The sequence below is a fragment of the Fuerstiella sp. genome, assembly GCA_022447225.1.
Taxonomy (GTDB): domain Bacteria; phylum Planctomycetota; class Planctomycetia; order Planctomycetales; family Planctomycetaceae; genus S139-18.
Genome location: JAKVAZ010000012.1, coordinates 212054 through 237965, shown reverse-complemented (window position 1 = coordinate 237965; position 25912 = coordinate 212054). Strand labels below are relative to the sequence as shown.

21 protein-coding genes are annotated in these 25912 nt (G+C 54.0%); 9 read left to right on the top strand and 12 right to left on the bottom strand.

Annotated elements, in window-relative coordinates:
• Position 1: 1 nt before the first annotated feature.
• The 3 genes from MK110_15110 to MK110_15100 all read right to left on the bottom strand — a co-directional run bounded on the left by MK110_15110 (position 2) and on the right by MK110_15100 (position 3541).
• On the bottom strand, positions 2-934 hold the full coding sequence (locus MK110_15110) for a MoxR family ATPase (protein ID MCH2212632.1): 933 nt from the start codon (positions 932-934) through the stop codon (positions 2-4).
• A gap of 291 nt (positions 935-1225) precedes the next feature.
• Positions 1226-2635: a UDP-N-acetylmuramoyl-L-alanine--D-glutamate ligase gene (gene murD / locus MK110_15105; protein MCH2212631.1), complete on the bottom strand. Its 1410-nt coding sequence runs from the start codon at positions 2633-2635 to the stop codon at positions 1226-1228.
• A 57-nt stretch (positions 2636-2692) separates the two neighbouring features.
• Positions 2693-3541, bottom strand: a complete 849-nt coding sequence (locus MK110_15100; protein MCH2212630.1) for an ABC transporter permease — start codon at positions 3539-3541, stop codon at positions 2693-2695.
• Between the two features lie 353 nt (positions 3542-3894).
• Between MK110_15100 and MK110_15095 the strand changes: the two genes are divergently transcribed.
• Positions 3895-5211 carry an MFS transporter gene (locus MK110_15095; GenBank protein MCH2212629.1) on the top strand — a complete coding sequence of 439 codons (1317 nt, stop codon included), beginning with the start codon at positions 3895-3897 and terminating at the stop codon, positions 5209-5211.
• A gap of 35 nt (positions 5212-5246) precedes the next feature.
• On the opposite strand, the gene MK110_15090 is transcribed toward MK110_15095, so the two are convergent.
• The 3 genes from MK110_15090 to MK110_15080 form a co-directional block, all read right to left on the bottom strand.
• Positions 5247-6428 (bottom strand): acetyl-CoA C-acyltransferase, encoded by a 1182-nt coding sequence (locus tag MK110_15090; GenBank protein ID MCH2212628.1) that lies wholly within the window; start codon positions 6426-6428, stop codon positions 5247-5249.
• Between the two features lie 149 nt (positions 6429-6577).
• Positions 6578-7516 (bottom strand): sugar phosphate isomerase/epimerase, encoded by a 939-nt coding sequence (locus tag MK110_15085; GenBank protein ID MCH2212627.1) that lies wholly within the window; start codon positions 7514-7516, stop codon positions 6578-6580.
• A gap of 36 nt (positions 7517-7552) precedes the next feature.
• On the bottom strand, positions 7553-8821 hold the full coding sequence (locus tag MK110_15080) for a PQQ-binding-like beta-propeller repeat protein (GenBank protein ID MCH2212626.1): 1269 nt from the start codon (positions 8819-8821) through the stop codon (positions 7553-7555).
• A 242-nt stretch (positions 8822-9063) separates the two neighbouring features.
• Here MK110_15080 and MK110_15075 point away from each other — a divergent pair, with 242 nt between their 5' ends.
• A complete protein-coding gene (locus tag MK110_15075) occupies positions 9064-9576 on the top strand; it encodes an NUDIX domain-containing protein (protein MCH2212625.1) in 513 nt (170 codons plus the stop codon).
• A gap of 34 nt (positions 9577-9610) precedes the next feature.
• Here the strand turns inward: MK110_15075 and MK110_15070 are convergent, their stop codons facing one another.
• The gene (locus MK110_15070; GenBank protein ID MCH2212624.1) at positions 9611-10366 is read right to left on the bottom strand and encodes a hypothetical protein; all 756 of its coding nucleotides are present in this window, start codon (positions 10364-10366) and stop codon (positions 9611-9613) included.
• 479 nt (positions 10367-10845) lie between these two features.
• Between MK110_15070 and MK110_15065 the strand changes: the two genes are divergently transcribed.
• Together MK110_15065 and tsaD are read left to right on the top strand one after the other, a co-directional pair.
• Positions 10846-11691: a DUF6159 family protein gene (locus tag MK110_15065; GenBank protein ID MCH2212623.1), complete on the top strand. Its 846-nt coding sequence runs from the start codon at positions 10846-10848 to the stop codon at positions 11689-11691.
• Positions 11692-11811: 120 nt separating this feature from the next.
• Positions 11812-12855 carry a tRNA (adenosine(37)-N6)-threonylcarbamoyltransferase complex transferase subunit TsaD gene (tsaD, locus tag MK110_15060; GenBank protein MCH2212622.1) on the top strand — a complete coding sequence of 348 codons (1044 nt, stop codon included), beginning with the start codon at positions 11812-11814 and terminating at the stop codon, positions 12853-12855.
• Between the two features lie 151 nt (positions 12856-13006).
• Here the strand turns inward: tsaD and MK110_15055 are convergent, their stop codons facing one another.
• Positions 13007-14140, bottom strand: a complete 1134-nt coding sequence (locus MK110_15055) for a mandelate racemase/muconate lactonizing enzyme family protein (protein MCH2212621.1) — start codon at positions 14138-14140, stop codon at positions 13007-13009.
• A gap of 90 nt (positions 14141-14230) precedes the next feature.
• Entirely contained in the window at positions 14231-14431 is a 201-nt protein-coding gene (locus MK110_15050) for a hypothetical protein (protein ID MCH2212620.1), read from the bottom strand.
• Positions 14432-14764: 333 nt separating this feature from the next.
• Between MK110_15050 and MK110_15045 the strand changes: the two genes are divergently transcribed.
• The 3 genes from MK110_15045 (at position 14765) to MK110_15035 (ending at position 17859) form a co-directional block, all read left to right on the top strand.
• The gene (locus tag MK110_15045; GenBank protein ID MCH2212619.1) at positions 14765-15472 is read left to right on the top strand and encodes a phosphoglycerate mutase family protein; all 708 of its coding nucleotides are present in this window, start codon (positions 14765-14767) and stop codon (positions 15470-15472) included.
• A 135-nt stretch (positions 15473-15607) separates the two neighbouring features.
• Positions 15608-16801 carry an acyl-CoA dehydrogenase family protein gene (locus MK110_15040; GenBank protein MCH2212618.1) on the top strand — a complete coding sequence of 398 codons (1194 nt, stop codon included), beginning with the start codon at positions 15608-15610 and terminating at the stop codon, positions 16799-16801.
• Complete coding sequence (locus MK110_15035; GenBank protein ID MCH2212617.1) at positions 16798-17859, top strand: phosphotransferase family protein; 1062 nt, start codon at positions 16798-16800, stop codon at positions 17857-17859. The genes MK110_15040 and MK110_15035 overlap by 4 nt, the downstream gene beginning before the upstream one ends.
• Positions 17860-17863: 4 nt before the next feature.
• Here the strand turns inward: MK110_15035 and MK110_15030 are convergent, their stop codons facing one another.
• Complete coding sequence (locus MK110_15030; protein MCH2212616.1) at positions 17864-21082, bottom strand: DUF4332 domain-containing protein; 3219 nt, start codon at positions 21080-21082, stop codon at positions 17864-17866.
• A gap of 105 nt (positions 21083-21187) precedes the next feature.
• Positions 21188-22237, bottom strand: a complete 1050-nt coding sequence (locus MK110_15025) for a hypothetical protein (GenBank protein ID MCH2212615.1) — start codon at positions 22235-22237, stop codon at positions 21188-21190.
• 484 nt (positions 22238-22721) lie between these two features.
• Here MK110_15025 and MK110_15020 point away from each other — a divergent pair, with 484 nt between their 5' ends.
• Positions 22722-23381 (top strand): DUF1080 domain-containing protein, encoded by a 660-nt coding sequence (locus tag MK110_15020; protein MCH2212614.1) that lies wholly within the window; start codon positions 22722-22724, stop codon positions 23379-23381.
• Between the two features lie 370 nt (positions 23382-23751).
• Here MK110_15020 and rplX read toward each other — a convergent pair whose 3' ends face one another.
• A complete protein-coding gene (gene rplX / locus MK110_15015; GenBank protein ID MCH2212613.1) occupies positions 23752-24087 on the bottom strand; it encodes a 50S ribosomal protein L24 in 336 nt (111 codons plus the stop codon).
• 336 nt (positions 24088-24423) lie between these two features.
• Here rplX and thrC point away from each other — a divergent pair, with 336 nt between their 5' ends.
• A complete protein-coding gene (thrC, locus tag MK110_15010) occupies positions 24424-25833 on the top strand; it encodes a threonine synthase (protein MCH2212612.1) in 1410 nt (469 codons plus the stop codon).
• Positions 25834-25912 lie beyond the last annotated feature (79 nt).

Genomic DNA, 25912 nt, shown 5'->3' with positions numbered 1-25912 from the left:
CTTAGACCGGCACCGGTGTCGATTCAAGAAGTTCGTTCAAAATCTGGACCGCCTTAATGCGCTGTCCGTCGCCGAACGATCCCCGACACACGATACGATGGCTCCATACCGGAATGACAAGTTCTTTGACATCATCAGGGATCACGTAGTCACGCCCGCTGACCAGAGCCAAAGATTGAGCCGCTCGATACATCGTCAATGCACCACGGGTGCTTACTCCCAGCGATAATTCTCGGTGTTCGCGCGAGAGGTGGGTGATCGCCAGAAGATAATCCGAGATGGAATCATCGACTCGGACGGACGTGACCTGTTCCTGAAGCTGCAAAATCGCCTGGCTGTCTGTCACGGCTTCCAGATCATCCACCGGTTCGCCTGTTCGGTGCCGGGTCAACACGTCACGTTCCGTCGTTCTGTCCGGATAACCGACCTCGAGACACACCATAAATCGATCCAGCTGATTTTCGGGCAACGCGTAGGTGCCTTCAAATTCAAAAGGATTCTGGGTGGCTATTACGAAAAACGGCGCCGGCAGTAAACGTGTTTCGCCTTCGACTGACACCTGGTTTTCGCTCATCGCTTCCAGTAGCGCACTTTGCGTGCGTGGTGTCGTTCGATTGATTTCGTCGGCTACCAGGACATTTGTGAACACGGGACCAGGACGAAATTCGAACTCACCCGTGCCAGGCAGATACACGTTTGAACCGATGATGTCGCTCGGAAGCAGATCAGGCGTACACTGCAGACGCGTGAACTCACACCCCAGGGACTTCGCCAGAGCCCTGGCCAGTGACGTTTTTCCCAAACCGGGGGCGTCTTCCAGCAGAACATGACCGCCTGCCAACAGCGCCACCACCGACAGTCGAACGGCTCGGTTTTTCCCCAATATCGCAGAATCGATATTCTCCAGCAGGTTGGAGATTGTGTCTGATGTCACAGCAGATTTCCCAGGATGTATTTTGAATCTAAGATGAAAGGCCCGAGTGTCAGATCACTTTCAGTTTGCTGCTCTCCAGAGGTTCTGGTCGACCGAAATCCGGCTGTTTCATCGGCACAGAGGTGTGGACACTTTTCGTCAGTCGTGGAGGCGTTTCAACAATCGAGGTCACTCGCGGAATTCGGACAACCGTCAGGTCCACCGAGTTCGGGTTCACACAACGGATCCAAAATAACAGGGCGGCAGCCACCAGGATGGTGGTGCAGTTTTTCGATGGAATTGGTTCTCCGTTCATCTAATATTCTCCTGGGCCTCGCACCATTCCAGGGCAAGTCGGGAAAACGTCCGCCCACGTTCCTGGAAATCAGGAAACCAATCGTGACTGGAGCAGCCTGGAGACAACAGCACAATATCGCCTGGTCGGGTGAGTTCAACTGCATGCTCAAATGCGCTGACAAAATCGGCTGTCTTAACCACGGTAAAGTTCTGTTGACCATTGTTACCGGCCAGTGCTGCTTCGGACAGATCTGCGGCCGTTGCTCCAATTGCCACCAAACGATCTGTGTATCGCCGGATTTGTTTTCCCAGAGAACTCAGGTCTGTTCCTTTGTCAGCACCTCCGGCAATCAGGACACACCCCGATGAGACAGATTCGAGGGCAGCCACAGTACTTTCCGGTGTGGTGGACGCGGAATCATCGATAAATCTTCGGCCGCTTCCCTGCGCGACGGTATGCATTCTGTGGGGCAGTCCCGAGAACTGCTGCACAACCGGCTGTAACTGTAGAGTGTTATTGACGGTCAACTGAACGGCAGCCACGGCTGCCGCCAGGTTTTTTTGGTTGTGCTGGCTTTGCAGTGTGGAATTCATCGAAAGACGTTCTGCTGATTCCACACCCGCTGTTCGTATAATGATTGCACCGTCGTCGATAAATACGCCGTCTTCCCCTGAATCAAACAGGCCGAAACGGAGGCAGCGTCCGCGAATCGGCCAATTATCCAGATCATCCGGCACAACAATCCCGTCCGTCTTTTTCTGCGACGAACAGATCACCTGTTTGGCCGATTCGTAATGTTCGAAATCAGGGTGCCAGTCGAGATGGTTTGGACTGAGGCCTGTCACGACCGCAACGTCAGGACAAATCCCGGTGTCTCCGAGCCGGTGTAGCTGGAAACTGCTGAGCTCAAGTACCACGATGTCCTGAGAACGAAGCGAAGGCAGAACCGGAAGCAGACTTCTACCGATATTTCCTCCGATCTGAACGACACGGGTGGAATCAATGTTTGCCCGCAGCAGATCGTAAATCAACCGGCAGGTAGTGGACTTGCCGTTACTGCCGGTCACGGCAATCGTGAACGCCGGATTACGATCGATAAAAAGTTCAATCTCGCTGGTGATCCGGACACCACGATTCCGACAATGTTCTACGATTTTGTTGTCGGGTCGGACGGCCGGGTTGACGACCAGTAATTCACATTTCTCAAACGCCACATCCGGGTGTCCGCCCAGATAATATTTCAGGTCGAGTCCATCCGTTTTCAGCTGTCGCAGGGAAGACTCCAGTTCATGTGACGATCGCAGATCGGTGACGACAACATGAGCTCCCTGACTCTCCAGGTACCGTGCCGCCGCAACACCACCGTCCAGGTTGCCGAGCCCCATAACGGTGACGTGTTTATTTTCATAACTGCTGGGCAGCACGGGATACCTGCACATTTTCTGTCGCGAGTGTGGTAAGCGCAGTTCGTCGGCTCAACATCAGACGGTATTCTGCACAGAGGGGCGCCGCACCAACTGTACACACAGTGTAAAAACGACCAGTGTGGTGACCACTGTCACTGTACAGCACAGGAACATCGATGGCAGGGCTTCGCCAACCGGAAGTGTCCGGGCATACAGCAGACGACGCAGACCCGCGACTCCATAGGTCAGTGGATTCATTCGAATCACCAGGGACAGCCAGCCGGACTCTCCTCCTGGAAAAAATGATCCCGACAACAGCCACATCGGCAGCAGGAACACGCTCATGATGGCGTGAAATCCCTGTGTGGAATTCATGGGCCAGGCAATCAGAAACCCAATAGATGTGAGCTCGATCGCGATGATTGCAAGGAACAGTCCGGCGATAAGTCCCTGCAGGGGCGTGACGGAAACCGGTATGTCAGGTGCCAGTCCGACCAGAGACATCATGGGCCCCAGACACAGGAAGAGTCCGGCCTGGATCATAGCCAGCAGTGAACCTCCAACCACTTTACCCAGTACAATCGCGGACCTGGAGACAGGAGCGACCAGTACGCCCTGGAGAAATCCCTCACGACGGTCTTCAATCACGGAGATTGTCGCAAATATTGCAGTGAACAAAACGATGAGTACAGCAATACCCGGCAGAAAATACTCTTGATAACTCAGCGGGCGTTCCAGAGCAGTCGCCCAGCCGGGGGCCTGGAAGGATGCTCCGAGTCCTGCGCCAAATACGATCCAAAACACAACGGGCTGACCGATCGCACCCACGACCCGTGACCGCTGGCGGAAGAAACGGCGCAACTCCCGAACGGTAAGTGCCCACGTTGCTGAGATAAGGCGGTTGTTCGCCCTGGAAGTGTTCATTCGGAAAGCAGGAGCCGGACATGGCAATAAGAAGACACAGGCGATAGGAACAGCACGTTATACGTGTTCACTGCATTCTCTCAAAGCGTGTCGATGTTGGAGTGACCGGAAACATCCGAACCGGTTGACGATAGACTCAGGTTGCAGCATAGTGAGCGATTGACTCGTTGATCGTTTGGGCGGGATCAAACCACACACGGCTGTGAACACTGACAACGCATCAGGCAGCAATGGCCGTCTTGATGAGCACTTTCCTCGCACCGGGCTGCGTCTGTCAAACGATGAACTCCGCACAGAAAACCGACACGACTGCGGCCGGTGATTGTACCGGAACCGCAACACGGGGATGAGGTTTGTCAGAAAATCGTCAATCGGAACGTTTCAATCAGCTACTGGTCCTGCTGTCGATGTACATCGGTTATGCGGTGTTCATGGTGCTCAGAATGTGCCCGGCCCCGGTCAGCAATTCAATTCTGTCGGACCCGGCTCTCGACATCGACAAAGGCGACTGGGGACGTATCCTCGCGATGGGAACCGCCGGAGCCGTCATTGGAAAATTTGTTGCGGGGTATGCGGCTGATCGTCTGGGCGGACGAATCACGTTTACCGCCGGTCTTGTGGTTTGTTCGTGTGGAATTGCAGCATTTTCTCAGGCTACGTCCGCGTGGATGTTTCAGGCAGCATTTTTTGTTGCCCTGATGGCCAAGTCTGCCGGGTGGCCGGCGATGGCCCGTATTGTCGGCCAGTCGTTTCGTCCGGCAGAATTCGGACGCGTCTGGGGGATTCTTTCAACCAGTTCCCGGGTGGGAACCATGGGCGTGACCTTTGGGCTGGGTCTGCTGATCGGGACCGTCTCCTGGCCGAACCTGCTGCTGATTGCCGGTGGAGTCGGACTTGTGACTGCAGTGGCCTTTAATGTATCTCAGACAACTGCCGCCAGTCGGCTGGCAGCGTGTCGCCTGCAGTCGACGGAACCGGGAGTGAATGAGGTTTCGTATTCCGGCCATCCACTGGACGGAACATCGCTGAGGACTGCCATCGGTCGCTTCTGTATGTGTCCTCGCTTCTGGCTCATTGTGGGCAGTCTGGCAACACTGACCGTCCTGTGGGATTTTCTGCTGTTTGTTCCGATATTTCTCAGGGAGAACATGGGAATGACGGAACGTGCTGCAGCCGTGGCGTCTAATGCCTTTCCATTGGGAAGTCTTATCTCGGTCCTGTGCGGAGGTTTCGTGTTTGATCTGCTTAGCCGTCGATCAACAGCCTGGATGATGGGAGGGCTGCTGCTGACAGCCGCCGGCTGTATTGGCGCGTTTTACCTGATGCCGACCCTGAGTGTGTCAAATCAAACCGCAGCGGAAATGTCCGTGGGGCTGTTGTTCGTGTTCGGTTTGTGCATCGCTCCCTGTTACTACATTCCAATGAGCGTGTTCTCAATTCAGTTCGGGGGGCCCCATGCCGGCTTTTTGGTCGGGACTCTGGACGCCGTCGCATTCTTTGTGAACGCTGTGTTCTATTGGTTTGCCGGAGAACTTGCAGAGCAGAGCTGGTCCCTGTTTCTCGTTGTCCTGGGGGCGGTTGCCGTTATGTCTGCCGTGATGACGTTTTCGTTCATGCTGGCTGAGGCACGGCATGCCGAACGTCATGGCGGAATTCATACGGTGTCCTGAATGCACAAATCCGGCTTAAATATAATCGGTGAGACTCAGGCGACTTCAAATAATCCTGCCGCTCCCATTCCTCCTCCCACGCACATGGTGCACAGAACAAATTTTGCGCCGCGGCGTTTTCCTTCGATCAACGCATGGCCCACCATTCGCGCACCCGACATTCCATAGGGATGTCCAACGGATATCGAACCTCCATTGACATTCAGTAGTTCGTTTGGGATGTCCAGCCGATCGCGACAGCACACGACCTGCACGGCGAATGCTTCATTCAATTCCCACAGTCCGATGTCATCCGGATGCAAACCGCTGTTGTTCAGGAGTTTGGGAACGGCAAACACCGGCCCGATCCCCATTTCGTCGGGCTCAGTTCCGGCCACCGCAATGCCACGATAAATTCCCAAAGGTTCAAGGTTCCGCTGTTCTGCCAGTTCCGAGTCCATCACAACGCATGCCGACGCACCGTCGGACAATTGACTGGCGTTACCGGCGGTGACTGTCCCTCCTTCAGTGACAGGCTGCAGAGACGCCAGGCCTTCTGCCGTCGTGGTCGGACGATTGCCCTCGTCTTTTTCCAGTGTGACCTGGTTAAAGCTGATTTCTTTTGTCTCCTTATCCATGACGCCCATGGTCGATGTCACGGGTACGATTTCATCGTCGAACCTGCCTGCATCCTGTCCGGCGGCTGTTCTCTGTTGGCTCTGCAGGGCGTATTCATCCTGCTGCTCTCGCGAAATATTATATCGCTTCGCGACCACTTCTGCGGTTTCCAGCATGGGCATGTAAATGTGGCGGCTTGCAGCAACCACGGCCTCGTCCTCAATTCGGTACTGGTTCATATGTTCATTCTGGACCAGGCTGATTGATTCGACACCACCGGCCACGACAACGCGCATGTTGTCATGCAGGATCTGTTTTGCCGCGATTGCAATCGACATCATGCCCGACGAGCACTGGCGATCCACTGTCATACCGGAAACACTCGTGGGAATTCCGGCTGCCAACGCCGCCTGTCGGGCAACGTTCAGTCCGGTTGACCCCTGCGGCATCGCACAGCCAAACACGACATCGTCAATCTCTTCCGGATGAACGCCCGAGCGTTCGACGGCGGAACGAATCGCGTGTGCGGCCAGCGACTGGCCCTGTGTGTTGTTGAAGGCACCACGATAGGCCCGGCCGATCGGAGTCCGGGCTGTGCTGACGATGACGGCATCTTTCATGATTCACCAGCTGAATAATCAATTAAAGTCCGGTGGCGGCAGGTAAAGTGACGGGCCATTATCGGGTCTTCGACTAATGCGTGTCGGAATCTGATCATTACGTTCAGCAACAATATCAGGGACACTGTCCGCCGGTCACGTGTGGTCATTCATCCGGCGTTGAGACATTCACTGAGATACTGTCGCGCCTGATTGATCTCCGCAGTCACCGCTGAGGTTGTATCGAGAATCGGAATTCCGCGAGGAACCGGATGCATGAAAATTTCTGTCCAGCCCTGATAATCGATGTGTTTCAGGGCCGCCAGCAGCGGCTGAAAATCCAGAGATCCGCGTCCCGGCATCTGCAGCAGTTCCTGTTCCTTCGGCAGCTTAAGGCGGCAGCCCATACCGTGCTGCCACGCATAAAATACTTCGAGCCGGCTGCCCAGTGAGCGAATCAGATCTGCGATATGTTGTTCGTCCTGAGGTAAGTGATACGGGGCCAGTGCCACGCCGAGGTGAGTGTCAGGGCAAAGTTCCACCATCCACTTCAATGCGTCAGCGGATTCAAACAGATTGGAGCCGTGATTCTCAATGGCAATCGTAACATTGTGTGCCTGCGCGATCGCCAGGTGCGGTTTCATTCGTTCCACAAATGTCTGAACAGCCAGCCTGAGCTCCTGCCCTTTCAAACCTTTCGGACCTCTACCCCCTGTGACAATGGTTGAACAGCCTAAACGTTTTGCCAGAGGGATTTCATCTGCCAGGCCAAAGGGACCCAGCTTGTACTGGGTGAGACAACCCAGACGAATGTTGTGTTCGCGCAACATATCGGCAAACGCTTCTTCTCCCATTTCGTCCAGCTGCTCACGCTGATTTCCATGAACACGGGGCCAGATGTCAATCGCCTGTGCCCCGATCTTCCTGACTTCGGGTGCAATTTCCTGCAGGGCGGTGTATCCGTACATGCAGGAGCCAAGCATATAACGAAGTCTGAATGTTGATTTGTCAGGCTGCAATGCGGCATCAGAGACATTCGTGGCGATGATGCTGCCGGCAACGGCTAAACTGAAATCGCGCCGACTGATGGAAGATAAGGTCTGCTGCATTCCGATTACCTGATATCAAAGTGACTGTTGAAGTGTCTACCTGCCGGATTCGGCAATGCAGTACACGAACTCCTGGCGTTTACCATCGATATGTGTGGCAATACGCGCATAGATGCGGCTGTCGCAGATCACGGGCGTAGCAAACACATCGTCACCCAGCTGATTCTTTGCCAGCAACTCAAAGCCGTTGGTTGAAGTGGAATAGACAAAGGTCAGTCCGGATTCGTTGGTCACGTAGATTCTGTCGCCGACCAAAACAGGAGAGCTGCTGAACGTGCCTCCCAGTCGCGCTTTCCAGAGTTCTTCACCGGTCTCCGCGATCCGGCAGGTTGCGATTCCGGCGTCCATAACGGCGTGCAGGACTCCGTTATGAATCAGCATTGAGGGAACGTAGGTACGAACCGGAATCCGCCACACTTCGTTTCCGGCCCCCGCCGCGTCAACGGCTGCAATATGGTTGTCCGGGTATCCTCCACTGGTGAAGACCCGCTTGCCGTCAGTAACGACTGATGTCACACATTCGGTGGTCGCGCCGGTGATTTCCCACAGGACTTTTCCGGTCGCGGGGTTCAGACTCGTGACCAGGTCACAGCCGGTGAGCAATAACTGATCACGATTGGCGACATGCAGAATAATGGGGGAGGGATAATTGGGTTTCACGGGTCTCTTCCGCGTCCAGACGATCTTGCCCGTCTCTGAATTCAGAGCGGACACGGCTCCTCCTCCTTTGTTATCCGCTGACACAATGACAAGATTGTCGTAAAGTGCCGGTGAGCTCGCATATCCCTGGTGGATGACATAGTCGGTAATTTTCTGCTGCCACAATCGCTGTCCTGAATCCAGTTTGAGTGCCGTGGTTAAGACACTGCCGTCGTTATAAAAATTAACGAACACCCGAGTTCCGTCACACGCCGGAGTTGTTGAGGCCAGAGATGATTTTTCGTTGCCGTGATCAGGAAATCCTCCCTGGTGAATGACTTCCCGCCAGACTTCCGTGCCGTCATCTCGGTTGAGACAAATGACCAGCTGTTGCTGAGTCTCATGATCTGCCGCAGTGACCAGCACACGGTCGCCCAGCACGATAGGTGATCCGTGTCCGCGGCCGGGGACTGGAGTCTGCCAGGCAATGTTGTCCGCATCGTTCCAGCGCAGCGGCGGATTTTGATCGGGATGAGCAGCTCCGTTACGTTCCGGCCCTCTCCACCACGGCCAGTCCCGGGCAGAGATCTCCGTGGCTGACAGCGAACTCCCACAGGCGGCGATTAGGGTGATGACGTTTGCACAAACGGAAGACCAATGCGACATGAAGAACACCTGAAACAGAGACAAGAAGAACGGACGAACCGCTGTGTTCAGCCTGTATAAGCCTGTCGATTTACAGTGCCAGCGTCCAGAGACTGGCCGTACGTTCCTGTAATTTCCTGTCTGTCTGCGACATCTGTGGACAAAATTTGTTGACCACAGTCGTTCGGATGTGTGGTTACGGACCTGCTGTAAAGAATCACGGCCAACTGTTATAAGCTGTCAGCTGCGTTCGGGGGAATACGATGGTCGACGTCAGGGACGAATGGTTTGATGTTGTTGATGAACACGATCATGTGATTTGCCAGAAACAACGCTCTGAAGTTCATGAATCACGGATGCTGCACCGTGCTGTCCACATTTTTGTGTACCGGGCAGATGGACGGCTGCTGATTCATAAGAGACCCCGTTCAAAAGAAGAGTTCCCCGGAGTATGGACCTCATCGGCTTGCGGGCACGTGAGTGCCGGTGAAAACTACACGGCAGCAGCCGTTCGGGAACTTACTGAAGAACTTGGCGTCAGCAGTCCGCTGCGTCGGTGTCAAAAATTCCAGGCCTGTCCCGAAACCAGTATGGAATTTACGGTGTTGTATGAATGCCAGTGGAACCGTGAAATTTCACCGGATCCGGACGAGATTGAGCAGGTCAGGTGGGTTAAGACTGATGAGCTGGTTGCCGAAATTCAGGCAAATCCACATGTGTTTTCACCGGCATTCCGGTTGTTGTTTGGCTGGCACTGTCAAAGTCAAAACAGCTAGTCGTTTGCCGTACATTGGCGGGAAGCGTTGTGTCTCAGTCTTCCGACGGACCGGTTGTCGGGTTTTCCAGTGTTTTGATGATTGCCTGAACAGTCATTTCCAGGGCAATTTGTGGCACGGTGTGTGGCCCTGTGAAGCTGGCGTATTCCACATCGAATCCATTTTCGGAAAGTATATCCCGCAACCAGGTTGACGGTTCAATCGGTAATACCATGTCAGCGTTTCCGTGTGTCTGAATCACCCGACATCCTGGATGTCTGTCGGCGAATTTTGTCCAGTCAGCCCTGCAGAGCAGTGTACCGGACATCAGTACCAGTAAAGCCGGACACAGCCCGGTGCGCAGAACAACATCGGTGCTCACCATTGCTCCCTGTGAAAAACCGCCAACGACCAATTGTTCGTTGGTTAGTCCGGTCTCATCCAGCATTATCTGCACCGCCTGAGAAAGTGCAGATGATGCGTCCCTGAGACCCGGCGGTTCAGCTTCGGTGAGCTGACCATAATCTTTAGTCTGAAAAATGGAGGCCAGTTTTTCCATATTGATCAGCCACCAGGCCCGCCCTCCCGGCATTCCAAAGGGGGTTAAATCAACCGGCGCCTGTGGAAATACGAACTTTACGCTTTCGGCAATTTTTGGACTCGCATTCAGTAACTCGTTTGCCAGAGGGACCAGGTCCGTTCCTGGAGCTCCGAATCCATGTGACAGGACAACCAGCAGCCGTGGTGCCGCGCCATTCAGTTGATCGACCACGGTGCATTGAAGATCACCGAATTGTCTGTTTTGGACCATCACAGGTATTCCGGACTCGGGCTAAAGAAAGGGATTCGATGATGTCTGCTCAAAAATTTGGCCACCAGGTGATTGTAGACTATTACCCGGATTGATGTGCGTGCTCATCTCCGGGCCATGGAATCACTGAGACATCAGTCCACAAAGTCGCAGCGGCAGGCACCTTAGTCATCGCCAATCCGGTAGATTCTCAGATTGCAGCTGTTTTGCAGGAACTTAGAGACGCGATTGAGGAGCGTCCGGCCCGGAACAGACAACAAGTCGTGATGCGCGGCGTCCAACAACCACAGGCGCTAACGAGATGTTATGAAGATTTGTGCTGGTTTTGTCCATTTGTGAAGATCCGATTCAGTTCAGCCGTCGTTCATCGTGGATGACAACATTTTGAGATACACTACTTCTGCATACAGGATGGTTTCGGTTCGACTGATGGGTCGGACTGTTTGTGATGCCGTTACGAAATCAAAGAGGATAGGAAGATGTTTCAACGACTGTCGACTGGCTGGCAGCTGGCGTGCCAAAGCTTCCATGTCCTGAGGCTTGACAAAGAATTGCTGTTGTTTCCACTTCTCAGCGGAATGGCCTGCATGCTGGTGCTGGCCAGTTTTGCGGGGCCATTATGGTACACCGACGGCATGGCTGCTCTTGAAGAAGGAGACGTTACAAAAAATCCAGTCGTCCTCGTTGTGATGTTTGCGTTCTATGCGGTCAACTATTTTGTCATCGTGTTTTTTAACTCGGCACTTGTGGCCTGTGCGATGATCCGGTTCAAGGGTGGCGACCCGACTGTGGGCGACGGATTGCGGGCAGCCTCTCGGCGGTTACCTCAAATCGCAGGCTGGGCTCTTGTGAGTGCGACGGTCGGTTTGATTCTACGCATCATAGAGTCTCGATCAGAGAGAGTCGGTCAGTTCGTTGCTGCATTACTGGGTATGGCATGGACCGTGACCACGTACTTTGTTGTGCCGATCCTGGTGGTTGAAAAGGCTGGACCCGTTGAAGCATGTCGGCGGTCTGTTTCGATCATGAAACGCACCTGGGGCGAATCCTTGTCGGCAAGCTTTAGTGCAGGGCTTATTAATTTTCTGTTAGGTCTTCCAGGGCTGATTCTGATTGTTCCAGGTATGTTTCTGATCGTCAACGGCAGTCCGGCGCCGGGAATCGGATTGATTGTTGCAGGTGTGGTCCTGCTGTTACTGGCTTCGCTGGTTTCCTCTGCCGTCAATACGATTCTGTTGGCAGCTCTGTATTTGTATGCGACCGAAGGAAACGTGCCGGAGTACTTCGATCGTGATTTGATTGCACACTCATTTGAACGCACCTGATGTTCTGCGTTCCGCTGTGTGTGACGTTCGGTAACCGACAGGTGAAACAGAAACACCCTTGGCTATGTGTCCACAGGAACTCCGAGCGGACCTCGGGGCCAACATTCGGAGTCTCTGTTTGTGAACGATCGCAGGCTGCTGGCAATTGAATCCTCCTGTGACGAAACGGCTGCTGCTGTCGTTTCCGAAACGGGTGCCGTGCTTTCCAATGTTGTTGCATCGCAATACGAACTGCATCAGGATTTCGGAGGCGTTGTCCCGGAAATTGCCTCGCGTGCACACGTGCAGCGAATCCTGCCGACCATTCACGCTGCTTTGTCGGAATCAAATACGGAAGCATCTGAACTCGCTGCAGTTGCGGTTACATCCGAACCCGGCCTGGTTGGATCGTTACTGGTGGGACTGACAGCAGCAAAGACAGTTGCCATGAGCCTGGAAATCCCGCTTGTCACCGTAAATCACGTCGATGCCCATATCTATGCCTGCGGCATTGGCAGAGAATCCTCGGTTTTTCCCTGCGTTGGATTCGTCGTCAGTGGGGGACACACCAATCTGTATGAGTGCCGCTCAGCGACGGATTTTTCCATGATCGGCAGTACCACGGATGATGCGGTGGGAGAAGCATTCGACAAAACTGCAAGAATTCTTGGACTGCCCTATCCCGGCGGACCGTCCATTGAACAGGCCGCTCGGGCAGGCGATCCCGGCGCATGGCAAATGCCCCGTCCGATGTTAAAAAAACCTGGACTGGAATTCAGCTTTAGCGGATTGAAGACCGCCGTGCTGTACGCGGCTCGAGGCGTGCCCGGTCCGGATCAACTGTCGACCACACCTCCGGAGCGAGTGGCGGATCTTGCAGCGTCATTTCAGGAAGCTGCCGTGGATGTACTTGCGATTAAAGCCCGGCGTGCACTGGCTCAAACGGGACATCGCCGACTTTGTGTGGGTGGCGGAGTGGCGGCGAATCAACGACTGCGAGAGCGTTTGACAGCAATGTGCAGTGAGGCTCGTGTTGAACTTTGTGTTGCGGCGATGGAATACTGTACGGACAATGCAGCAATGGCTGCGATCGCCTGGGAACATCTGCGTGACGGCAACATCGCACAACTGGATGCCGACGTGCTTCCTGGATTGATCAGACAGCCAGCTCTGCGAAAATCCTGACGGACTGGCAGCAGGCGGCTGTCGTGATTGAACGCCGCCGCGTTTGTTTTTTGAGGGAAGTTCTCCGGATGCGCATGTGTACCTGAAGTGATTCAACGCACACCAGGTTCTGCAAAACTTTGTAAATGTGTGTGTGGGTGGCCTCTCAAACTTAACGAAATTCAATGGGCTCCGGACAAAACACGGCCAGACGAGCCGGATCGATGTTGATACCCAGACCTGGGCGGTCGGGAATCGTCAACAGACCTTCGTCGTCCAGAGTGAACGGCTCAGCAGTGAGCTCTTCGATGTATGCACTCGGAGTCAGATACTCAACGTAACGCGCATTCGGCAGAAACGCGGCAATCTGCAGATCTGCTGCCAGTCCGACTGCGGTATTCCACCCATGGGGCACCACTTCAATGTTCCGGTCTTCGGCCATCTGAGCAATACGTCGGAATTCACTAAGGCCACCACACTTGGTTACGTCGGGTTGCACAATGTCAAACGCACGATGTTGCAGGAATGGCTGAAATGCCTGCCGGCGAGCCAAAACCTCACCGCCGGAAATGGGAATGGGCGACACTCGTGTGAGTTCTGCGAACCCTTCCAGATCGTCCGGTGGCAGCGCCTCTTCGAACCAGACAATTCCGTACTCCGCCAGCATCGACGCTGTATTGCGGGCCCAGCTGGTACCGTGTGGCCAGTGCTGTTCACTCCCGCCGGCATCCACCATCAGCTCCACATTGTCTCCCACAGTCTGCCGAGCCGTCTGGATGAGCTGTTCATCGAACGCCCGATCACGCCGCCCGAACGGCCGCCAACCCATTTTGATTGCCCGAAACCCGCGTTCAGTTGTAGATTCCAGGGTCCTGGCGAGCTTATTTGGCTCATCAAACAAAATGGAGCCATAGGGTTTAATTCGACTGCGGTAGTTGCCTCCCAGCAGCCGCGAGACAGGCTGGCCGCAGATTTTGCCCATGATGTCCCACAACGCGATGTCTATTCCGCTGATCGCATGAGTCACCGAGCCCCCGCGTCCCTGCCAGAAGGTTGCCTGGTGCAGTGCCTCAGAAACACGTTCCGGCTCCACGGCTGACTGGTGTTTTAACAGAGGCCACAACAAATGAACGGCGGCAGAAACCAGACTTCCGGACGTAAAGCAGCTGCCATAGCCGGTGACACCGTCATCGGTGTGAATCACAACGATCGCGTGAAGATCATCCTGTGGTTCGTGTCCCTGAGGCCAGCCACCGTCGACCGTGGCTCCGCTCAGGGGACAGACATCAATTCCTGTGATCTTCACGATGCAGGAACTCCAGGTGTTGGGTTGGTTTTCAAATCGTTGCCGTTGGTTATGGCCGCACTGCGGGTGGTTGACCGGCGCTTCTGCCGTTCAGTCAAATTCACCATCGGCCTGGACAGCGTCATCGGTGGCTAAAGCCAGTTGCACTGCCTCTTTGAGTGAAGTCTTCAGCCACGTTTTTTCATCGCCTTCCGGAACACGACCGGCAGTAGTGTAGCCTGCATAAATCGTCGCGGCTGCTTCAAGAATTGCCTGCTCGGTCGGTTTCAGTGTAATGACATGTTTTGGCACGAAAGCGTCTCCGAAAACGGGTATTCCCCATGAAGTGAACGGTGTTTTCAGTAACAGGTCATGTTAACCAGGTCAGACACAGATTCTGTCCCGTTTGTTTTTTTTTGACCGGATGGCCGCCAGGTTGTTACAGGACGGTTTAAATTCCGAACTGCGGACGAAAGCGTAATACCAAATTCTGCAGATTCCGGGCCTGTCGTCAAACCCCCTGAGATGGTTCTGGCGCCCGTTTTTTGTCACGGTTTGGGTCTGATCGATCGAACGATAGAATACACCGCGAGTTGTGTTTCGCCGGAACGCCGTCCCTTTTGTCTCAATCAATGTTTCAGCAGCATGAGCACTCTTGTTTTCGTCCGCCATGCACAGGCATCGCTGTTTGCCGATGACTATGATCATCTGTCACGTCTCGGTGAACAGCAGTCCGGTGAACTGGGGCGCTACTTCAAACGTTACGGTGTCGGATTTGATGAGATCTGCATTGGGCCGCGAAAGCGGCACCGACACACTGCTGCTCTCGCCGGGCAGGTCTGTGGTGGATTTGCTGAGTTTACAGAGTTCCGGGAATTCGACGAGCATCATGTGGATCAGCTCGTCAGCGGACATCTTGACGAATTGTGCGAACAGATTCCTCATCTGCGTGAACAGCGGAACAGATTCCATGGATCAGAAACGTCTACTCAACGTCAGCGCACTTTTGCAAAACTGTTTGAATCGGTGGCGATACTGTGGATAAGCGGCAGATGCCCGTTGTTTGGACTCGAATCGTGGGATGAATTCAGAACGCGAGTGTGCGCCGGCATCGATCAGATAGTGAAGCGCGGTGGCAGCGGTCGCCGGGTACTGGTTGCGACCTCCGCCGGTACAATCGTCGCTGCGCTTCAGCACGCCCTGCAGTGTCCGGACGAAACTGCACTCGGGCTCGGATGGCGTATCTGGAACTGTTCAATGACATCCTTTGCGTTTACAGAAGATCGGTTTACGCTCGATAGCTTCAACTCGATGACTCATCTGGAAGATCATGCATTGTGGACCTATCGGTGATACAGCCTGCGCTGTTGATTGGCGGTAGAGGTTTCGGCAAAAGAGTCTGCACTGCCGGAATCCGGTGGAGATCTAAAGCGGATCTGTCGTTCCTGTGTGAGTTCCGGCAGCATCCTTTAACCCTCAGAGGCCAAAATGGATTTTTCAATTCCCGAAAAGACTCAGGTCATGCTGACTCGGGTTCGCGATGTAATGGAGACCGAAATTTGTCCTTTAGAACGCAGGTTTCTCGGCAAAAGCTTTCCGGAGGCTCGGCCCGTCCTGGATCGCGTACGGCAGAAAGTTCGAGACGCCGGTCTGTGGCTGCCTCAGATCCCCGGTGAGTATGGTGGGGTTGGTCTGAGCTTTATGGAATATGCCATGGCCTGCGAACAACTGGGACGCAGCCCGTTCGGTAACTACTGCTTCAATTCTCAGGCTCCCGATGCAGGAAATATGGAGATACTCATCGAGTTCGGAACGGAAGAACAGAAGGAGAAATGGCTGAAGCCGTTAATGTCAGGCGAGATTCGCAGTTGTTTTTCGATGACGGAACCCGGTCGTGCCGGGTCCAATCCGGTGCATATGGATACCGTAGCGGTCCGGGACGGAGACGAATACGTGATCAACGGACACAAGTGGTTCACCACTTCCGCTGACGGAGCAGCGTTTGCGATTCTTATGGCCGTTACCAACCCGGATGCCGCTCCACATCAGCGCGCCAGCCAGATCATCGTACCGACCGATTCCCCAGGTTTTGATCGGGTTCGTAACATCAGCTGTATGGGACATGAGGGGCATGACTGGGACAGCCACTCGGAGATACGTTACCACGATGTGAGAGTGCCGGTGTCGAATCTGCTGGGGCAGGAAGGTGCCGGGTTTTCCATCGCGCAGGCACGACTCGGACCGGGAAGGATCCATCACTGCATGCGCTGGGTTGGAATCGCAGAGCGAAGTTTTGAACTGATGTGTCAGCGCGCCGTCAGCCGTGAACTGGCACCCGGAGATCCGTTGGCGAATCGGCAGACTGTTCAAAACTGGATTGCGGAAAGTCGGGCAGCAATCGATGCGGCTCGCCTGATGGTGCTGCATGCGGCGTGGAAGATCGATCAGGACGGGGCAAAGAATGCTCGCGTGGAGATCTCCAGCATCAAATTCTACGTGGCCCGAATGATGATGCAGGTTGTCGATCGGGCAATTCAGACGCATGGAGCACTGGGCATCACTGATGACACAGTGCTGTCAACATTCTACCGCAACGAACGCGCCGCCCGCATTTATGACGGTCCTGATGAAGTCCATCGCCGAGTCGTCGCTCGTCAGGTGTTGAAGGAGTATCAGTTGTGATACTGGATCATGCGGGACCGGTTCGTTCAGGCGAACACCTTGACACTCGGCGGCTCGAATCATGGCTGCAGTCGCGATTTCCGGTGCAGGGACCGGTGCGTGTGGAACAATTTCCCAGTGGTCACTCTAACCTGACGTATCTTATCAGAATTGGTGATAAGGATTTTGTACTGCGTCGACCGCCTTTTGGAAACCAGGTGCAGTCGGCACACGATATGGGGCGAGAATATCGTGTGCTGTCATCATTGTCCGAAGTCTACGCCCCGGCACCGCGTCCATACATCTATTGCCAGGACAAGGATGTCATCGGTGACGAGTTTTATATCATGGAACGACGCCGTGGTTTCATTCTTCGCGGTAACAATACACCAAAACGGCTCTCCACTGATCCTGATGCGATGAACAGACTGGGATTGTCTCTGATCGATAATCTCGCGGCGCTGCATTCTCTTGATTTCGAAGCGGCAGGCATGGGTGATTTGGGAAAGCCGCTTGGTTATACCGAACGACAGGTAATCGGCTGGAACCAACGCTACGAAAGAGCCAAAACGGATGACTGTCCTGAAGTTGAACAACTGGGGCAGTGGCTGAAACAATCGATTCCTGCGGACTCATCTCCCGCCCTGGTTCACAATGACTACAAGTACGACAACGTTATGCTGTCCGACAGTGACCTGACCACAATTGTCGCAGTGTTTGACTGGGAAATGGCCACGATTGGAAATCCGCTGATGGATCTGGGAACGTCACTTTCCTACTGGATCCAGGCAGATGACCCCGAAGATGTCCGCAAGCTCGCATTCGGTCCGACAATGTTGCCGGGCAGTCCCCGTCGTCAGGAACTGGCGACTCGATATGCCGACGTCACCGGCGCTGCGCTGCCGGAGATGCTTTACTATTACTGTTTTGGCATGTTTAAGCTCGCTGTGATTCTGCAGCAAATCTATGCGCGTTTTGCTCGCGGTGTCACCAAAGACGCCCGCTTTGCCGGAATGAACTCAGGAGTGGCCGCCCTGGGGCGATTCGGCATTCGGGCCGTTGAGTCGGGGCAATACTGAAAACTCATGCGGCCTTCAAAGGCCGTGACCGCCGCGCCCACGAAATCCAGTCTGAAACCTCCTGAAGATCCGGCTTTTTGCCATCCTGGATAATCCGAGCCCCTTCTGTTGTCTCACAAAACGACTGAACGACTGAAAACAGCTGTTCGGGAGACAAATTGCCGATTTCGTGTGCATCCGTTTTACCGCAGGCAACAAGAATCCTGGCGTCATGCTCGCGGAGCTTTGGGATGGTACAGACCAGAGTCGACTGAGACTTCCACTGCTCGATAATCGATGCCGTGATCCGGCGGTTATCGAGCAACGTCGCCAGGGTATCGGCATCGCTTTCCAGCAGGTCATGAATCGTCCTGACACCGACACGAACCAGTCGCAAAGCCGTTTTCGAGCCAATGGACGGAGCTGCATCAACATCATTGGAACGATTCAGGCAGAACTTCAGTTCAGTGCCCTGCCCGGTGGAGTTATTGATGTTCACCGGGTTGTTCATTCCCAGCTGCAGTCGTCGTCGTGCACTGCGAATTTCACGCCGGCGACGGGTGTCACGGGAGACTCGGGCTCGCACACGCGATTGTGATTCGGGTTTTCCTGAAACACGATCTCTAAGAGGACCAAAGCCTTTTTGACTGCGTTGTGATGATGACAGGATTCCCACACCGTCCGGGGTCCGTGAATTACGGACGGACGCCGCTGCACACGCCCCCTCGATGGTCCGGGCATGCAAAGCCCAGCGGTTCCAGCTGATTGCCTGCTGCCTGTCAATTGTTTTGCCATTGCGCAGAAAGCGTCTTCCTGACTCCGACTGTTGAAACTGCCGGACCAGATCGAAACTCGCTTCAGGCCTTAGTCGAGCCAGTTGTCGTGTGTTCTCGATCCCGGCAGACACCAGCAGTTCAGCATCACGCTGACGCAGCATCGGCACGCATACCGCCAGCACAGCCTGTTTGCGAAGTTCTTCGACCCGATCCTGGGTGATGAAAAAACCGGCACTTTGGATTCCCTCGGTCACGTCTTTCACGGCACAGGTCAGCAGTTGGTCAATCGTGTCAACTGAAACAGCTGTGAGTCCGTTGAGTTCATTGATCTCAATTCCGGAAAGATCGCTGACTGAGTGTTGGGGTTCCAGGTAAAACAACCAGTGAGAATCATGCTGGTGAGAAATCAGCTGAGCCTGGGTGGGTTGGGAACATTCTTCGGCCGTATCGGAGAATGTCTTGAAATCAAGCGAAGGTGCTGTCACTGCATTGGACAGCGGTTGCGAAGTCGGGAACGGATCAGAATTTTGGACTGCGGTGAAGCTGTAAACTGTCGCTCCGCGAATTGCGAGCCGTTCGCGGACATCCTCCTGGCTTGTCAGGACGATGATCTGCTGGCCTGCTGCGGCGACGTCCCGCAGCAGATCAGCCGCTGCGGCACCTCGTTCATCATCTGGCGCAACAAACACGTCGTCGATAATGAGAGGTAATCGGGAAGAAGTTCCGGAGCGTGCCTGAAGCAGCGCCAGACGCAGCACCATGGCAAGTTGCTGTTGTGTTTGCTGGCTTAACTGCGCGATTCGTAAAGGTTCAGATGATGTTGTCGTGTGAACTATGAATTCAGATCGATCCGAATCAACCAGAATTCGGACGCATTCGCCCAGGGTGATTCGCCGGAGCCATGGTGTGGCAACTTCAGAGACCAAACACTGTTGCTGTCGCGGCAGACATTCCACAATCTGTTGCAGCGTCGTTTCTGTTCGCAGCAATGTTTCTCGCTGGCTGACCAGCAGATCCATACGAGCTTCGACTTCTGCCAGACGGGCTTGCAGATCATCAATTTCTTCAAGAGACGGAATTGTCGTAACTTTCTGACGAAGAATCTCGAGACGAGCAGTCAGACGTTCGCTCTCCTCGAGATTCTGAGTGGATTCCTCAATCAGCAGAGAACGGTGTTCCTTTACGGCTTCCGGCTCTGATTCGAGCGACTGCCGGCTGGAAACCGGAAGGCTGTGATCACAACGATAGTCGCTGTGCCACGAAGACCCGCAGCCGGGAGGATCATGGTGCATCGAATCAGCCAGAATGTTATTCGCTCGAGTCAGTTCTTCCTGCAACGCCAGTATCTGATCCTGCAACTGCGATTCGATGCGGTGGATACTGTTCGATGCCTCAGCGGCATGTTGCGATTCGAACCGTCGCTCGAACGCCTGTGAGGCCTCCTGTTGTTGCGTCACGAATTGACACAAAGCAGCGACTTCCTGTTCCACGTTGCTGTGCCAGTGATCCGAACGACCGGTTCCCTGCTGGCGCATTCTTTCTTCAAGACGGCTCACCAGCGCTCGAACCGAATACGCTGACCGATTGCCCGCCGCAGATCCGAAAGATTGAATTGCCCGAGTTTCCTGATCGATCAGGTCACGAATTTCACCCCACTGGTCACGTCGCGAAGTCAGTTCCGCCTTCAGGGCCCGCAGGTGCTGCTGATTCAGTGCCAGCAGATTCTGAGGATCGGATACTGCTGTACAGGACTCCAGGTCTATCGGTTTCTTACCAGTTCCTTCAAGCTCGTTATCAATCTGGAGACAGCGTGTCTTCAATGCGGAAATTCGATCTTCGATTGAGCAAATTTCAGCGGGCATCGCGGGATCGCACTGCCTGAGGCTGCTGAGTTCATTGTTGAGAGCGTTTCGCTGATGTTCCAGTTCGGAGATTTGCTGATTTAAACCAGGTTTCTGTGCAGTGCCCTGGCGTTCCCCACGGGCCTGTTCCATCGCTTTTTCTGCCCGGCCGATTTCTGTTTGATTCTCCTTCGAACTTCCGGTTTCCAGACAAAGCGCAGTGAGGACCGCAAACTGATCCGCCTGCTGATCTCCCGGGCAAAGGACTTCCTGAAACACCTGGTGAGAGACCCAGTCAGGAAAACACGGTTTTGGGACGGCAGAACGTTCGGAATTTTCATCGCACTGCACGGACGTTTTTTCGTTTCCGTCGGCTGATACAGAACGCAACAGCGTCCAGCTGTGACCAGACTCTGAATCTGAAACGCGGACACTTCCGATCGTTGTTTCGTCCGGTCGCTGTGTTGTTTGTAAATCCGCACAACACAGCATGTCGGCAATAAAACTGACCAGAGTCGTTTTGCCACAGCCATGGCCACCGTGAATAACACTCAACTCCGGAATGCTGTCCACAGAGAACTCCTGCAGAACACCCGACTGATTCACGTGAATCTCGTTCAATCGCATTTCTACATATTCCTTTTGCCGGCAGATCGGGGTCATGTCGACGTCAAGTGGGAGTTACGGTTATCCGATGAACACAGTCCCGCAGAGGATTCGTGTTTGTGTTAGTCAGGCCGCCTGACGCAATAACCTCGTTCCGGTGACCAGTTCCGCAAAAGCAGCGGTTGTTCTTTGATTTGTGTCTCCGGTGTTATCGAACAACAACGAAGCCAGTTCGTGAGCAGCCTGTGAATCGAATGGATCAGCCAGACGTACATCTGAAGCTGTAATCTTGATCCGCCTCGGCCAGACTCCCAGGTGCCCCTTCTGTAACGTGCTGCGCACGGACTTCAGAATATTCTCTTCACGCCACGAATCGATGGCGCCTGTGCATTCGAAGGGGCTGTCGAAAAACCAGTCGACGATAGTCGTCCGGCGCTGCCGACGAGCCATTGCACGTGACTCTTCGATGATCGCATCGGCAATATCCTGACTTGTGATGATCGATGATTTCTGAATTCTTCGGGTTTCGAAACGCAGTGGATCTGTTGGCTCAAAAACCACGTCGATCTGTGCGGTGTCAGGATTGGCTTCTGCCACAAGACAACCGAATTCGCCCTGTTCGTGCGGGCCGTGTGATTGTGGTGCTCCGGCTGAATAGACAGGCGAATGATCGTGTGATGCGCCAATGCTGTATCGGATCCCGGAACGAATCAAATAGCTGCATTTTGCGCGGGAAGAAACACCGGATGACGCAGTCCCGATTGCAAGTTCTGATTCCAAAGGGAGGTCTGCCCTACCCACTGTCAGTTGAACGCGATTGGCATTCCGGGTCGCGTAGAGGCACTCATCCGATTGAATTATATAGTCTGCCGGTAATTTCGATTCCGGGTGTCGCGTTGCAGCGATCACGACCTGAATGCCATGTTCACGCAGTTTCTCAACAGGTGCCTCCAGCCAGCGTATGACGCTTGAATGAAACGCATCTGCCTGACCACAAATGGCGCCGATCAAGACAAAGTCCACATTCTGAGTAATGGCGATATCAAAGATGCGGGAGACTGCTCCCCGGGTGGCATCACGAGCCAGACGCCGGAGCCAGTCCGGGGCCGCTGCCAGTCCGGCGATACTTTCGGCGAGGCGCAAATGATCTGTGTGGACGAAACGTATTCCGTTCATGGTTGCATCCCTGCTGAACGTTGTCCCTGTTGATTGTTGTCACCGATACATCTGGCAGCAGAGTCACTGGAATCGCTTAACACTTCCTGTGGAGCGACAGTGACTCACCGAGCCGACTCACAGAAACCGGCGAGTCAGGTGGGAGGAAGTTATTGGAACGGGAAGGGTTTGGCCATACGGGTTCGGCACAAAATGCCGGCCGGCCTCAGGCCGGGATATTCGCGCCAATTCTCACCAGTCATCCTAAATTAACTAATCCAGGTGCAGTTCTGATTGGCAAACGGGTGAGTGGTGTTGCTATTGTTTGGTAAATGTCCGCGTGGTTTGTCAGGCGACCGGCGGCGAAAAATTGGTCCGGTGAACTGTTGACGTGATTCTCCTGTTTCGACTTGAGACTTTACAGCGGGAATTGACACTCAGCGAACAGCACCGTTTTGTTTCCTATTGAGCGTCTGATCACTGTTTATCTGCGGAAAGACTGAACGTGAACGCTGTTGTTGCAATGACTGTCACCGTTACGGCATGTGTGGTTTACGGTGGTGTCTCAGAAGCCCAGTACACCGACCTGTTACTGAACCGATCCCTCGATCACTGGATGACACAAACGGGTGAAAACGTGCAACAGGGCTGGGTCTTTGATGCGGACGGGACGCTGCACCTCAAAGAAAAGGGCGGCAACATTATTACGCGGAAAAAATATGGTGACTTTGAATTGTGGTTTGAATTCCGCATTTCCGGCGGGGGCAACAGCGGCATCAAATACCGGGTTCAAAAATACGGAACATCTTTGCTGGGCTGTGAATATCAGATACTCGATGACGACGCGTTTTCTCATCTGGACCGGAATAAACTGACAGCGTCGCTTTATGATGTTTTTGCGCCCAGGCCTGATCGAACTCGACGCAGGATGGATGATCAGTTCAATGTTGGCAAAGTTCTTGTTCAGGGCAGTCGGATTCGACACTGGATCAACGGACAGTTAACAATTGATGAGTACACAGGAACTTCCCGCTGGAATGACGCAATTGCGAACAGCAAATTCAGTGAACGTGTGGGCTTCGGACAGAATCGCTGTGGTCACATCATGTTGACGGACCATAACAGCGAAGTTTGGTACCGAAACGTGTTTATTAGACAACGTTAACTGGACAGGGTGTGATGTTCTCCGGGTTTTGAATACGCTCGGGCCGGTCGGAATGCGTTGAGGAAACAAAATTTCAGAACGGTGCAGGACGATTTAAGAAATACACGAACCTTCTTGGGTGTGAAGTGTGCTTCCGACTGCAGACAACCTCCTGTCACGGTCGTAAACCTCCGGGTCCTGTTGGCGAACTTCCGACCCTGGATTGAACGTGGCACTCGATCGCCCTGGCGCTTCGGGGCATTCAGTAGCAACAGAGGAAACTCCGGACCGGACACCCGTCATACACGAGACGACGTCAACGAGACTGCAGGCGAACAGAAACTTCAGTCAAGCCGCGAGGGGGCTGTAAACAGGCAGACCGCGGACTGATTTACTTTGATGCCGGCGAAAGCTGACGAAGTGTGGCTCCGGAACGACGTGCGAACAGTTCCCGACTTCCGTCGTCTGCGACACGCACACCGACGCGAGTGGGTTTGTTCGTTTCCGGACAAATCAGCTGAACTTTTGACACATCAATAGGAAGCTCAACATGCAGACGACCGCCCTGGGGACTCTTCGGATGACCCCGGCGGACATGCTTATAAACGCGGTTTACACCTTCGACGGTAACTTTGCCGCCGGACGGGTCGACATCCAGAACGGAACCGCGACTTCCTTTGCTGCTGCCGCTAATCACTTCAACGGTGTCACCCTTGCGAATTCTCATTGATGTGACTCGTGGCTAAAACCACCCGTAAAACGGGTTCTGGATAGACTATGACTGTAATTCAAGCAGATAACTGACGACAGTTGCCGACAGCAGAGCGAGGCAGAATGACAACTTTGGGGCATTGTTTCAAGGGCTGTATGGGGCAATTGGCACTGCTGACCGGATTCGGGAGGACTTCCAGGCTGAACAGTTCATTCTTAACGTCTGAATCCACAGTAATCGGTGATGAACCGACGCCTCGATCTGCGTATAAGATCATTATCCCGGGTTCCTGTTACTGACAGTCCGTCTGCCGAATTCGGGATTTGAAGTTACCTGCCAGGATTTGAGTTCATGAATCACTCGCATCAGGCCTGCATTCATCCTGAATGTGGAGCAACTTACGATATTGGCGAGATCCTGACCTCGTGCAGAAAGTGTAGCGGGTTGCTGGACATCCGTTACGACTGGGACAAACTCACCGTTCCCAGGTCACTCGCTGAATTTGAATCGCGCTGGAGCACTCGTCGGCAGCCTCTTGATTTCAGTGGCGTCTGGAGGTTTCGGGAACTGCTGCCGTTCGCTCCTGATCACCAGGTCGTAACGATTGGAGAAGGACAGACAATTCTGCAGAAAAATGACCGTCTGGCCGCACAACTTGGAATGAATACAGGTCGTCTGTTTTTGCAGTATGAAGGCCTGAATCCCTCCGGCAGTTTCAAAGATAACGGGATGACTGCTGCATCCACTCATGCGCATATGGTTGGCGCCCGGATAACGGCCTGTGCCTCCACGGGCAATACAAGTGCTTCCCTGGCGATTTATGCAGGTGTTTCCGGCCTCTTTCAATGTGTGGTGTTTGTAGGTAGCGGCCGGATCGCATATGGCAAATTGTCGCAGGCACTGGATTACGGCGCCCGCACGTTGCAGATTCGAGGAGACTTCGACGATGCTCTGGCTCGTGTTCGTGAGATCTGTGAACAGCACCCGATCTATCTGTGTAACAGCGTTAATCCGTTCCGCCTGGAGGGTCAGAAAACGATCATGCTGCGGGTGCTCGAAGGACTCGGCTGGGAGGTTCCGGAGTGGATTGTGGTACCCGGCGGAAACCTTGGCAACTGCAGCGCTTTTGGCAAAGCGTTCATGGAACTCAAACAACTGGGGCTGATTGATCGGGTACCGCGTCTGGCAATCATTAATGCAGCGGGCGCACACACACTGGAACAACTGGTCAATACACATGAATTGGAATGGGATTCGGGTCATCCGGACTCATCAACCATCGGTGATTACTATCAATCCATGAATGACCGCAGTGAACGAGCCCGCACCCTGGCGTCAGCGATTGAGATTAATCGTCCGGTTAACCTTGAAAAGGCACTGCGTGCTATCGATGTCTGCGACGGTGTGGTCCGCAGTGTAACTGATCAGGAAATCGTGGACGCACGAGCTATGATTGCCGGGGCCGGATTCGGCTGCGAGCCGGCCAGCGGAGCCACGCTGGCCGGGGTACGTCATCTCAGGGAGCAGAATCTCATCGGTGCAGACGATCGTGTGGTGTGTGTACTGACCGGTCATCAGCTGAAAGATCCGGATCTTACGGTAGCCTATCATTCTGCAGACCAGGACCTGCGCGCAAAGAAACTCGTTTCCAGCGGTGTTACCGAAACTCCTCACGCCAATCCCCCTGTTGTGGTCGACAACGACGTGGCTTCCATTTTGGAGGCACTGGAACTGCCTGCAGAATCAGCTTCCGGCAATTGAATGCTTTGCCAGCAACAGTGCAACGGGTGCCCCGTACCTCTCGCTTGAAAATCTCTGCTGAAATACGAGTAACAAACCC